Origin of the sequence: Demequina sp. (assembly GCF_024642165.1) — a bacterium.
Classification (GTDB): domain Bacteria; phylum Actinomycetota; class Actinomycetes; order Actinomycetales; family Demequinaceae; genus Demequina.
This window is the reverse complement of the sequence record NZ_JAHEBP010000062.1, coordinates 1-11,207: the sequence shown is the minus strand read 5'-3', so window position 1 is coordinate 11,207 and position 11,207 is coordinate 1. Positions and strand designations below refer to the sequence as shown.

The 11,207-nt window shown below is 71.7% G+C and carries 14 protein-coding genes and 2 tRNA genes; 12 read left to right on the top strand and 4 right to left on the bottom strand.

What is annotated here, in order from left to right; genetic code table 11:
* Window positions 1-290: 290 nt before the first annotated feature.
* The 10 genes from Q0L54_RS07175 to Q0L54_RS07130 all read left to right on the top strand — a co-directional run bounded on the left by Q0L54_RS07175 (window position 291) and on the right by Q0L54_RS07130 (window position 7,546).
* A complete protein-coding gene (locus tag Q0L54_RS07175) occupies window positions 291-1,058 on the top strand; it encodes an ABC transporter ATP-binding protein (RefSeq protein ID WP_296666589.1) in 768 nt (255 codons plus the stop codon).
* On the top strand, window positions 1,040-2,629 hold the full coding sequence (locus Q0L54_RS07170) for a hypothetical protein (RefSeq protein WP_296666587.1): 1,590 nt from the start codon (window positions 1,040-1,042) through the stop codon (window positions 2,627-2,629). Before Q0L54_RS07175 ends, Q0L54_RS07170 begins: the two co-directional genes overlap by 19 nt.
* Window positions 2,630-2,659: 30 nt before the next feature.
* Complete coding sequence (locus Q0L54_RS07165; protein ID WP_366937946.1) at window positions 2,660-2,944, top strand: DUF3039 domain-containing protein; 285 nt, start codon at window positions 2,660-2,662, stop codon at window positions 2,942-2,944.
* Between the two features lie 69 nt (window positions 2,945-3,013).
* On the top strand, window positions 3,014-3,301 hold the full coding sequence (gene clpS / locus Q0L54_RS07160) for an ATP-dependent Clp protease adapter ClpS (protein WP_296666582.1): 288 nt from the start codon (window positions 3,014-3,016) through the stop codon (window positions 3,299-3,301).
* Window positions 3,298-3,930 carry a DUF2017 family protein gene (locus tag Q0L54_RS07155; RefSeq protein ID WP_296666580.1) on the top strand — a complete coding sequence of 211 codons (633 nt, stop codon included), beginning with the start codon at window positions 3,298-3,300 and terminating at the stop codon, window positions 3,928-3,930. Before clpS ends, Q0L54_RS07155 begins: the two co-directional genes overlap by 4 nt.
* The gene (gene murI, locus Q0L54_RS07150) at window positions 3,927-4,748 is read left to right on the top strand and encodes a glutamate racemase (protein WP_296666578.1); all 822 of its coding nucleotides are present in this window, start codon (window positions 3,927-3,929) and stop codon (window positions 4,746-4,748) included. The genes Q0L54_RS07155 and murI overlap by 4 nt, the downstream gene beginning before the upstream one ends.
* The gene (locus Q0L54_RS07145) at window positions 4,745-5,524 is read left to right on the top strand and encodes an MBL fold metallo-hydrolase (RefSeq protein WP_296666575.1); all 780 of its coding nucleotides are present in this window, start codon (window positions 4,745-4,747) and stop codon (window positions 5,522-5,524) included. Before murI ends, Q0L54_RS07145 begins: the two co-directional genes overlap by 4 nt.
* Window positions 5,525-5,676: 152 nt before the next feature.
* Window positions 5,677-6,408: a ribonuclease PH gene (rph, locus tag Q0L54_RS07140; protein ID WP_296666573.1), complete on the top strand. Its 732-nt coding sequence runs from the start codon at window positions 5,677-5,679 to the stop codon at window positions 6,406-6,408.
* A gap of 3 nt (window positions 6,409-6,411) precedes the next feature.
* Window positions 6,412-7,023, top strand: coding sequence for an RdgB/HAM1 family non-canonical purine NTP pyrophosphatase (gene rdgB / locus Q0L54_RS07135; RefSeq protein WP_296666570.1), 612 nt, complete (start codon window positions 6,412-6,414; stop codon window positions 7,021-7,023).
* A gap of 1 nt (window position 7,024) precedes the next feature.
* Window positions 7,025-7,546 carry a mismatch-specific DNA-glycosylase gene (locus Q0L54_RS07130; RefSeq protein ID WP_296666567.1) on the top strand — a complete coding sequence of 174 codons (522 nt, stop codon included), beginning with the start codon at window positions 7,025-7,027 and terminating at the stop codon, window positions 7,544-7,546.
* Between the two features lie 7 nt (window positions 7,547-7,553).
* Here Q0L54_RS07130 and Q0L54_RS07125 read toward each other — a convergent pair whose 3' ends face one another.
* Window positions 7,554-8,096: a DUF4916 domain-containing protein gene (locus Q0L54_RS07125; protein WP_296666564.1), complete on the bottom strand. Its 543-nt coding sequence runs from the start codon at window positions 8,094-8,096 to the stop codon at window positions 7,554-7,556.
* Window positions 8,097-8,231: 135 nt separating this feature from the next.
* Between Q0L54_RS07125 and trxA the strand changes: the two genes are divergently transcribed.
* On the top strand, window positions 8,232-8,603 hold the full coding sequence (trxA, locus tag Q0L54_RS07120) for a thioredoxin (protein WP_296666562.1): 372 nt from the start codon (window positions 8,232-8,234) through the stop codon (window positions 8,601-8,603).
* Between the two features lie 206 nt (window positions 8,604-8,809).
* Here the strand turns inward: trxA and Q0L54_RS07115 are convergent.
* Both Q0L54_RS07115 and bcp read right to left on the bottom strand, forming a co-directional pair.
* A tRNA-Leu gene (locus Q0L54_RS07115) sits at window positions 8,810-8,894 on the bottom strand.
* Between the two features lie 145 nt (window positions 8,895-9,039).
* A complete protein-coding gene (bcp, locus tag Q0L54_RS07110; RefSeq protein ID WP_296666560.1) occupies window positions 9,040-9,510 on the bottom strand; it encodes a thioredoxin-dependent thiol peroxidase in 471 nt (156 codons plus the stop codon).
* Window positions 9,511-9,616: 106 nt separating this feature from the next.
* Between bcp and Q0L54_RS07105 the strand changes: the two genes are divergently transcribed.
* Window positions 9,617-9,689, top strand: a tRNA-Lys gene (locus tag Q0L54_RS07105).
* Window positions 9,690-9,837: 148 nt separating this feature from the next.
* On the opposite strand, the gene Q0L54_RS07100 is transcribed toward Q0L54_RS07105, so the two are convergent.
* Window positions 9,838-11,207: DUF6421 family protein (locus tag Q0L54_RS07100; protein ID WP_296666557.1), on the bottom strand; the 1,370-nt coding region annotated here is incomplete at its 5' end.

The following is an 11,207-nucleotide window of genomic DNA, read 5'->3' as shown; positions in this document are numbered from 1 at the left end:
CGGACCGTGCTCGCGAGCGGCGCAAAGGTGCGCGTGACGTGGTTGACGGGCAGGGACGGTGCGGCGAACGGCGAAGCGGACATGCCTCTCCTGGGCTCGTGGTGACTTCTCAGTCGGGTGGTGAGCGGGTCGCTCGTGATGCGGATGCGACAACCCTACGCGACCGTAGGTTAAGTGTCACGCGCAGCGCGCCGGAAGGCGTCAGGACGAGGCCGGACCCCGCGCCGGGGCGCGGACGTGAGAGGCCCGGCTTCCTATCCCGCGCACGGCAGCCGCACTACTCTGAGGTGGTGACCAGTGCCCTCGCGCCCGCGCTGTCGCTGCGCGCGCTCACCAAGAGATTCGGCGACACGCTCGCCGTCGACCGGGTGGATCTCGACATCCCGGCCGGGTCCTTCTACGGGGTCGTGGGTCCCAACGGAGCCGGCAAGACCACCACGCTGTCGATGGCGACCGGGCTGCTGCAGCCCGATGCGGGCACCGTGCACGTGCTGGGCGTCGACCTCTGGGCCGCGCCCGAGGTCGCCAAGCCCATGCTCGGGGTTCTGCCCGACGGGCTCCACACCTTCGATCGCCTCACGGGCGCGGAGCTCATCTCCTACGCGGCGCGGCTGCGCGGCCTCGACCGGGAGACCACGCGCCGGCGCCGGGACGATCTACTTGCGGCGCTCGACCTCGAGGGTGCCGGCCGCACCCTGGTCATGGACTACTCCGCCGGCATGACCAAGAAGATCGGGCTGGCGTGCGCGCTGGTCCACGCCCCGCGCGTGCTCGTCCTCGACGAGCCCTTCGAGGCCGTCGACCCGGTGTCCGCCGGCGCGATCCGTCGCATCCTCACCTCGTTCGTCGAGTCCGGCGGCACGGTGGTCATGTCCTCGCACGTGATGGCGCTGGTCGAGCGGCTGTGCGATCGCGTCGCGGTGGTGGGCGCGGGCCGCATCCTTGCGGACGGCTCGGTGATGGAGGTGCGCGGCGGCGCGGACCTCGAGCAGCGGTTCGTCGAGCTGGTGGGCGACGTGCGCGAGCATCGGGACCTGACGTGGTTGCGACAGTCCTAGGGATCCGCCTGCGGACGGCGCTGCACCTCATGCGCCGCGATTGGTGGCGCGCGGTGCTGATCGGCTTCGGCGTGCTGTGGGCGCTGGTCTTCATCCCCTCTCTGCTCTGGATCCAGTCGGCGCTCGCGCGCCAGCCGGCCGATGTGCGAGCCGATGCGGCGGTGGTGATCGCGGTGATCGCCGGGTTGGGGTGGGTCCTGGTGCCGCTGCTGGTGTCCGGTCTCGACGACACCCTGGATCCCGCGCGGTTCCGTTCCGTGGGGGCGGACGCGCGCCGCATCATGCCCGGCCTGACGGCCGCCGCGCTGCTCACGCTGCCCGTCCTGTACTTCGCGCTCGCGTTCGGGCTGATCGGCTTCTCGTGGCGGCCGGACGGCTCGGCTGCCGTACTGGTCGCCCTGCTGGGGATGGGCCTGACCCTGGTGGGCCTGGTGTTCGGCGCGCGCGTGGCCGCCCTGTGGGGCACGCGCGTGCTCGCTTCGCGCCGCGCCAAGGCGGCGACGGCGGCGGCGATGCTGCTCGGGCTGGGCGCGCTGGTGCCGCTCGCGTACCTGCTGTTCTCGCAGGGCCTCAGCACCGTGCTGGAGACGGACTTCGACCTGCTGCTGAGCCAGCTGGCGCTCACGCCTCTTGGCGCGGGAGCCGCGGCGCCCCTGGCGGCCGCGGACGGCGACTGGTGGGGCGCGGGGTGGCGGCTCGCGCTGCAGGCGCTGTGGGCCGTGGTGCTCCATGCCGCGTGGCGCGCCAACGTGGCGCGCTCCCTGGTGGTCCCGCTCGCCCGGGGCGGCGGATCCCGCCGCCGCGACGATCAGGTGCTGGATGCGAGGCCCGGGTTCGCGGTCCCCGCCGACGGCCCGGCGGCGGCCGTGCACGCACGCCTGCGCCGCGCGTGGCTGTCGGATCCGCGGTACCTCGCCTCCCTGGCCGGGGTGCTGCTGCTCCCCTCGGCGTTCTTCGTCCTCGTGGTCCCGGTGTTCGACCTCGACCCGCGGTGGTCCTACGCGGTGGCCCTGCTGCTCGCGGCGACCGTGGGCTGGGGCCGGCACAACGACGTCGCGTTCGACTCGACCGCCCTGTGGCTCGACGTGGTCTCGGGCAGGCTCGGTCGCGCCGTCATGCGGGGCCGGATCTCCGCGACCGCGGCGTGGGCCCTGCCGGTCGTGATCGCCGTGGCGCTCGCCACCCTGGTCTGGACGCGCAGCTGGCAGGATGCGCCGGGGCTCATCGGTGCGGCCGTGGGCGTGCTCGGCGTCAGTCTCGGGGTCGCCGCGGTCAGCTCCGTGCTGGTCCCGTATCGCGCGCCGGCCCCGGGCCAGAACCCGTTCGGCGCGGAGACCGGCACGGTGGGCGCCGGATTCGTCGCTCAGCTCGCCTCATCGGCGGTGGCGATCGGGCTGCTTCCGTTGGTGGTGATCCCGTTCGTGCTGTCGCTCACCGTGTCGCCGCTGTGGGGGTGGCTCGCCTGCGCGCTGGGCATCGCCATCGGCGTGGGCGCGTATGTAGGAGGTGTGCGCCTCGGCGGCATCGTCTACGACCGGCGGTCGGGCAGGCTGCTCGCGGCCGTCGCCTGACCCTGCCGCGACGGCCGCTCGCCGCGTACCATGGCCCCCATGAGCGAGACCCTCGAGCCCATGACCCAGCCGCAGGGCGGCACCAGCACGATCGAGCGCACCGAGACCCGTGAACTGGTCGAGCCCGGCGATGCCGAGCGCTTCGCGCACTACGTGCGCAAGGAGAAGATCCTCGAATCGGCGATGTCCGGCGAACCAGTGATCGCGCTGTGCGGCAAGGTGTGGGTGCCCGGGCGAGACCCGAATCGCTTCCCGGTGTGCCCGGCCTGCAAGGAGATCATCGACGGCGCCTTCGGCTCCGACGACGACGACTGATCCGCGGCGCACCCCGGACCGGGGCTCGTCAACCGCGGTTTCCAGGGTGCCTCCCCGTACGCTGGACCCGTGGGCACCCAGGACCAGCTCCAGACCGATGCGGCGACGGACACGCGCCTGGGTGACCCGTGGGTGACCATCGTGTGGAACGACCCGGTCAACCTCATGACCTACGTGACGCGCGTGTTCCAGGAGTACTTCGGGCTGCCGCGACCGGAGGCCGAGGCCCGCATGCGCGAGGTCCACGAGCAGGGGCGCTCGGTGCTGAGCGCCGGCTCCCGCGAGAAGATGGAGGTCGACGTGCAGGCGATGCACGGCTTCGGCCTGTGGGCGACCCTTCAGAGGAGCGGCGAGTGAGGGGATTCGCCGCGCGCGACGGCGAGGCCGTCGCCGGCCTCGACGAGGACGAGCGCCTGGTGATCGCCCGCATCGTCGCGGACGTGGGGCTGTTGCTGGGCGGCGAGGCCTTCGGCGTGGATGAGCGCGAGCGGCGCCCGCAACGCGAGGACCTGGCGGAGGCGCTGCGCTTCCTCGACGGCATCGGAGATGCCCTGGTCGAGCCGGACGATCCGGCGCTGCTGAGGCTCCTGCCGAACGCGTCGCCGACGGACCGCGAGGTCGCCGAGGAGTTCCGGCGCCTCACCCAGGAGGACCTGCGTGCCACCAAGCTCGAGCGGCTGCGGCGGCTGTGGGAGGACCTGAGCGCCGAGGGCGACGACTGGGTGGTCCCGGCGGACCAGGTGATGGCCACCGCCGCGGCGCTCACCGACGTGCGGCTGGTGGTCGCCTCGCGGCTGGGCCTGGACTCCGACGAGGACGCGGAGGCGCTGCATCGCGACATCGCCGCCGCCAGCGTGACGCTGAAGCACGCCTCGGCCGCAGAGACGGGCATCGACCCCGAGCGGCTGTGGCTCGGGATGCTCTACGACGCCCTCACCTGGCTGCAGGAGTCGCTGGTTTCCCTCACGCTGGGAGGAACGGAATGAACGAGGCGCCCATCGGGGTGTTCGACTCGGGCGTGGGCGGGCTCACCGTCGCCCGGGCGATCATGGACACGATGCCCGCGGAGTCCGTCCACTACGTGGGCGACACCGCGCACGGACCGTACGGGCCGCTCCCCATCGCGCAGGTGCGGCGCCACGCGCTCGACATCATGGACGCGCTGGTCGAGGACGGGGTGAAGACGCTGGTCATCGCCTGCAACACCGCGTCCGCGGCGGTGCTCCGGGACGCGCGCGAGCGCTTCTCCCAGGAGCGTGGCATCCCGGTGGTCGAGGTGATCCTGCCGGCGGCCCGCCGCGCCGCCGCGCTGTCCCATTCGCGCCACGTGGGCGTGATCGGCACGGTCGCCACCGTCACCTCGGGCGCCTACTCGGACGCGCTCGCGGCCGCCCCGGACATCGAGGTCACCTCGCAGGCGTGCCCACGGTTCGTCGAGCTGGTCGAGGACGGGATCACCTACGGCCCCCGCGTCGAGCAGGTGGCCCGCGAGTACCTGGCGCCGCTCCAGGAGGCCGGCGTCGACACGCTGATCCTGGGATGCACGCACTACCCGCTGCTGGCCGGCGCGATCGGCTACGTGATGGGACCCGACGTCACGCTCGTCGACTCCGCGTCCGAGACCGCCCGCGACGTCTACCGGGTGCTGGCCGCCAACGGCCTCGAGAATCCGGGGGAGCGGCCGCCGGTGCATCGGTTCTCCGCCACCGGCCCCCGCGACCGATTCGAGGCGCTCGCCCAGCGCTTCCTGGGCCCCGTGGTCACCCGGGTCGAGTCGATCGGCGTGATCGAGGCCGCGCCGTGAGGCTCACCGTGGTGGGGTGCGCCGGGTCCACCGCCGGCCCCGACTCTCCCGCCTCCTGCTACCTCCTCGAGGCGGACGATGCGGGACGCACCTGGCGCATCGTCCTCGACCTTGGCTCGGGGGCCGTGGGGCCGCTCCAGCGGTACTGCGACCCCGCCACCGTCGACGCCGTGGTGGTCTCTCACGGCCATCCCGATCACTGCGCGGATCTCGCGGCGCTGTCCGTGCTGCGCCGCTACGGCCCCACCAAGGAGCTCGACCTGTCCCCGCTGCCGCTGTACGGTCCCGCCGGACTGGACCGGCGCATCGTCCAGATCGCGGGCTCCGAGGATGAGCACGACCTGGACCCGTTCGCCTTCACCCCCGTTGGCGACGGCGACCGCGCGCAGGTGGGCCCGTTCGCGCTCGAGTTCGCGCGGGCGTGGCATCCCGTACCGGCGGTCGCGGTCAGGGTGACGGGGCCCTCGGCCCGGGGAGGCGACTCGACGCTGGTGTTCACCGGCGACACCGATCGCTGCGACGAGGTGCTCGAGCTGGCCCGGGACTGCGACCTGCTGCTCGCCGAGGCCGGGTGGGCCCACTCCCGCGTGAACCCTGAGGGTGTTCACATGAACGGCACGCAGGCGGGCACGCTCGCCCGGGACGCCGGCGCCGGGGAGCTGGTGGTCACGCACGTCGCCTCGTGGGTGGACCCGAAGGGCACGCTCGAGCTCGCGGCGGTCGCCTACGGAGCGCCGGTCGCACTCGCGGCGCCCGGCGAGACGTACGTGCTCTGAACGCGCTCCCGCCTGGCGCCCTCCGCTTGACACTGCGCACGGAGTTGGACGGGACACGCGGGCGCGAACGGCCGATCCGGTGGCCCGGACCCGCGCGTCGGCCTCAACTCCGTGCGGACTGTCGGGCGAGGAGGCCCCGTTAGGCTCGGGGCATGACGATCACCCGCGCCGACGGCCGCACCCCCGACCAGCTCCGCCCGATCTCCTTCGAGCGCGGATTCCAGCGCAGCGCCGAAGGCTCGTGCCTGGTGACCTTCGGCGACACGCGCGTGCTGTGCTCCGCATCGTTCACGCCGGGCGTGCCGCGCTGGAAGAAGGGCTCGGGCGCCGGCTGGGTCACCGCCGAGTACGCGATGCTGCCACGCGCCACCAACACCCGCAACGATCGCGAGAGCGTCCGCGGCAAGATCGGCGGGCGCACCATGGAGATCTCGCGGCTGATCGGCCGCTCGCTGCGCGCGATCATCGACGTCAAGGCGCTGGGCGAGAACACCATCGTGCTCGACTGCGACGTCCTCGACGCGGACGGCGGCACCCGCACCGCCGCCATCACCGGCGCCTACGTCGCGCTCGCGGACGCGGTGGCGTGGGGCCAGGCCGGGGGGGCGATCAAGCCCGGGGCGATGCCGCTGACCGGATCAGTGTCCGCCATCTCCGTGGGCATCATCGACGGCGTGCCGATGCTCGACCTCCCGTACGTCGAGGACGTGCGGGCGGAGACGGACATGAACGTGGTGATGACGGGCGCCGGCGGGTTCGTCGAGGTGCAGGGCACGGCCGAGGGCGTCCCGTTCTCGAAGACCGAGCTCGACGAGCTGCTCGCGCTCGCCACCGCCGGCAATGCGGAGCTGACCCGCCTGCAGGCCGCCGCGCTCGAGGGCTGACCCGTGGCGCGCCTCGCGATCGCCACGCACAACGCCCACAAGGTGGGCGAGATCTGGGACATCCTCGCGCCGCTGGTGCCGGGCCTGACGCGCGGGGACGTCGCGTCCGCGGGCGAGCTGGGCGCGCCGTCGCCGGTCGAGGACGGGGCGTCGTTCGCGGAGAACGCGCTCATCAAGGCGCGGGCCCTGGCCGCATCGTCCGGGCTGCCCGCGATCGCCGACGACTCGGGCATCGCGGTCGACATCATGGGCGGGGCGCCGGGGATCTTCTCCGCGCTGTGGTCGGGACGTCACGGCGCGGACCGCGAGAACCTCGAGCTGCTGCTCGCCCAGATGGCGGACATTCCCGCGCCGCTGCGCACCGCCAGATTCGTGTGCGCCGCGGTGGTGGTGACGCCCGCAGGCGACGAGCACGTGGTGATCGGCGAGATGCTCGGTAGCCTCGCGACGGAGCCCGCCGGCGCGGGGGGATTCGGCTACGACCCGATCTTCGTGGCGGGCGGCGAGACGGTCACCAACGCGGAGCTCTCGCCCGAGCGCAAGAACCAGATCTCGCATCGGGGCAAGGCCTTCCGCGACCTGGCGCCGCATGTGGCCGAGGTGCTCCGGTCCTGACATGGGCGTCGCACCCGTGCTGCCGGACATCCTCGGGCCCGGCCTGCGCGCGGTGTTCTGCGGCACCGCGCCGGGGCTCGCCTCGGCCGCGCGCGGCCACTACTACGCCGGCCCGGGCAACCGGTTCTGGGCTTTCCTTCGCGACGCCGGCATCGTGCCCGTCCCACTCGAGCCCGGGGACGATGCGCGGGTGGGCGAGTTCGGCATCGGCCTCACGGACCTGGTGAAGACCATGGCGCAGAGCCACGACCGCGGCCTGCCGTACGACGTCCCGGCGTTGGCCGCGAAGGTGGCCGTGCATCGTCCCGCCTGGGTGGCCTTCACCTCCAAGGAGGCCGGCGGCGCCTGCGCGCGCTGGCTGGGGCGGGCGCGCCCGGCGCTCGGCGTGCAGGAGTGGAGGCTCGAGGGCGCGCGGGTGTTCGTGCTGCCCAGCCCGAGCGGTCGCAATCAGGGGCGTGCCTCGTATGACGGGCGCGCGACGCGGCTGGAATGGTGGGCGGAGCTGGGCTCCCTGCTGGCGTGAGGCCCGCTCAGGTGAGGGCGCCGCAGTGGGCGAGCGCCTGCCGCAGCAGCACGTGCTGGCCGCCGGCCATCTCCTCGGCCACCTCGTCGCTGGCCGCCTCCTCGGGGCTCAGCCACGTGAGGTCCAGCGCGTCCTGCTGGGGCTCGCACGTCCCCGCGACGGGAACCACATAGACGAGCGCGACGGCGTGCTGCCGTGAGTCGTGGAACGGTGTCACGCCGGTGGTGGGGAAGTACTCGGCGACGGCGAGCGGGGTGGGGGACAGCGGCACCTGCGGCATGGCCGCGAGCCCCAGATCCTTCTCCATGTTGCGCACGATCGCGTCGCGAATCCGCTCGTGATAGAGGACGCGGCCGGCGACCACCGCGCGGCTGATGACGCCGTCGTAGGCGCGCAGCAGCAGGCCCACCTCCGTCACCTCGCCCATGGGATTAATCCGGACGGGGATCACGTTGACGTACACCAGCGGGAGTTCGCTCCGTACGTGGTCGAGTTCGCGGTCGGACAGCCAGCCGGTGGGTTCGTCGGGAAGCTCGGCCATGTCGGTCATGACTCTTTTCTACCGCCTCGCCGCGTGTGGACCGCCATCCGCGCCGAGGCGTGACAACCTGAACATCGCAATGACACCGAGCAGAGGGCAGTGGTAATATACCCCCGGGGGGTATCCACTGCAGGAGAGGAATCCATGGCAACGATCGAACTGACCAACGAGACATTCGACGAGACCGTCACCAAGGACGGCATCGTCCTCGTCGACTTCTGGGCGGAGTGGTGCGGCCCATGCAAGCGCTTCGCGCCGATCTTCGAGCAGTCCTCCGAGGCCAAGCCCGAGATCGTTCACGCCAAGGTCGACACCGAGGCTCAGCAGGAGCTCGGCATGAAGTTCGGCGTGACCGCGATCCCCACGCTGATGGCCTTCCGCGACGGCATCATGGTCTTCAACCAGGCGGGCGCCCTGCCCGGCCCGGCGCTGCAGCAGCTCGTCGGCGCCGTCGAGGGGCTCGACATGGACGAGGTCCGTGCCAAGATCGCCGAGCACGAGGACGCCCAGCACTAGACGTCACACGCAGTCCACGAGGCCCGGTTCCCGATCGATTCGGGGGCCGGGCCTTCGTGCTGCGGCCGGGGCTCGCCGCTACGCGCCGACCGCAATTCGGTACATCGCGGCACGGTCTGCGGCCGGACCGTGCACTCGTGTACCGGATTGATCGGTGCAGGGCGGAGACGCGAGCGCCCCGCTCCGGTGATCCGGTGCGGGGCGACTGGTGCGCGAGGGGGGACTCGAACCCCCACGTCCGAAGACACTGGAACCTAAATCCAGCGCGTCTGCCAATTCCGCCACTCGCGCGCGGCTCAAGGATAGACGCGCGCGGCGCTCAGTTCCCCCCAGCGGGCCGAGATCTCGCCCAACCGACGCTCAGGTCCCCGCGGCGAATGGGAGTGGCGGGAGGCGGCGGCGGGTCCGGCGGGGGCGGGTCCGCTGGGACGATGCGTCAGTCCAGGCCGAGGTCGCGGCGCAGCTTCGCCACGTGTCCCGTCGCCTTGACGTTGTACTGGGCGAGGGCCACCTTGCCGTCCTCGTCGATCACCAGGGTCGAGCGCAGCGTGCCCTCGATCTCCTTGCCGTAGAGCTTCTTCATGCCCCACGCGCCATACGCGTTCTGCACCGCGAGGTCCGGGTCGGAGACGAGGGTGAAGGTCAGCCCCTCCTCCTCGCGGAACTGGGCGAGCTTGGCGGGGGAGTCCTTGGAGACGCCCACGACCTCGTAGCCGGCGCCGTTGAGCGCGTCCAGCGAGTCGCGGAAGTCGCACGCCTGCGTGGTGCAGCCGGGCGTCATCGCCGCCGGGTAGAAGTACAGCACCACCTTCTTGCCGCGTAGGTCGGCGAGGCTGAAGGTGCCGGAGTCGGTGGGGGCGGTGAAGTCCGGGGCGGTGTCGCCCACGCTCAGTCGAGTGTCGCTCATGATGCTCCTAACGCCCCCCGGTGGCCCGCTCATTCCGGCTCCGCCGGATTTCACATCACCGGCGCCCGCCTGCTAATGTTGCTTCTCGCGTCGCGATGCGACCGATGCGCCTCTAGCTCAACTGGCAGAGCAGCTGACTCTTAATCAGCGGGTTCGGGGTTCGAGTCCCCGGGGGCGTACTTCACGCGAAGGCCCGGTCCGAATGGACCGGGCCTTTCGTCGTTCTAGGGCGGGGTCCCCGCGGCCCCGTCTCGTCCCCCGGGTGCATGCGCCGCGCCGTGCAGTGGTCGCGCGGCGCGGACCGTCCGCCCCGTGGGTCCGGCATCGTCAGCCTGAAGTCGCCCGGATGCCGGCCGTCGATTCGATGACGGCCCGCATCTTCTTGTCGAGCGCCTCGAAGAACATGGACAGCGGGAACTCGTCGTCCATGACCAGATCGGTGTAGCCCTTCGGGGGGCCCTCGAGCACGTCGCGCGGCAGACCCTGCGCCCACACGGACGCGGGATGCGGAGTGAGGACCTGAGACACCAGCGCGTATGCCTTGAGCCAGTGGACTGTCTTAGGGCGGTCGATGGACTCCCAGTACAGCTGGTTGATCGCGTCGCTGAGCTCGATCACCGCGGCCGGGAGCCTGTCCCAGTCGACGCTGAGCTCGACGTCTCGCCATTCCAGGACGTGCTTCTGGTGCAGCCACGCGAAGAGCAACTGCCCGCCCAGTCCGTCGTAGTTGCGCACTCGCGACCCGGTGATCGGGAACCGGAAGATGCGATCGAAGATGATCGCGTACTGGACCAGCGTCGCGTGCTTGCGGGTGTCGCGCTCGATCGCGGCGAGCTCCTCGCCGGCGGCGATGCGGGAGTCGAGGCCGCGTTGGATGGCGACCGACTCACGGAACGCCGTGAGGTCGCACCGCAGCTCCTCGAGCGTGTAGAGGAAGAACGGCATCCGCTGCTTGATCATGAACGGATCGAAGGGAAGGTCGCCGCGCATGTGGGTGCGGTCATGGATGATGTCCCACATGACGAAGGTGCGCTCGGCCAGCTCCTGATCCGCGAGCATCTCCGCGGCCTCGGCGGGCATGGCCAGCTTGGTCACGTCGGCGGCCGCCGCGACCACGCGACGGTAGCGCGCGGCCTCGCGATCCTGGAAGATCGCTCCCCACGTGAACCGCGGGATCTCCCGCATCGCGATGGTCTCGGGGAACAGCACGGCCGAGTTGGTGTCGTAGCCGGGCGTGAAGTCGATCAGGCGCAGCGACACGAACAGCGCATTGCCGTAGTCACCCGCCTCGAGCTCGGCGACGAAGTCGGGCCAGATCGCCTCGACCAGGAGGGCCTCGACGTGACGGTTCGACGAGCCGTTCTGCGTGTACATGGGGAACACGATCAGGTGGCGCATGCCGTCGACCCTGTGACGCTGGGGCTGGAACGCGACCAGCGAGTCGAGGAAGTCCGGCTCGCAGAAGCCGCCGTCGACCCAACGCGCGAAGTCGACCGGGAGAGCGCTCAGGTAGGCCGCATCGTGCGGAAACAACGGCGCGAGGGCGTCGATGGAGGCGACGATCGTGTCGACGTGGACGCGTGCCGCGGCGTGGTCGGCGGTGTCCGGGATCGAGCCGTTCTTGACCTGCATCGGCTGCAGCGCTGTCGCCGCAGCCTTCAACCGGAGCCAGGCCGCGCTCGATTCGACGGCGCGTA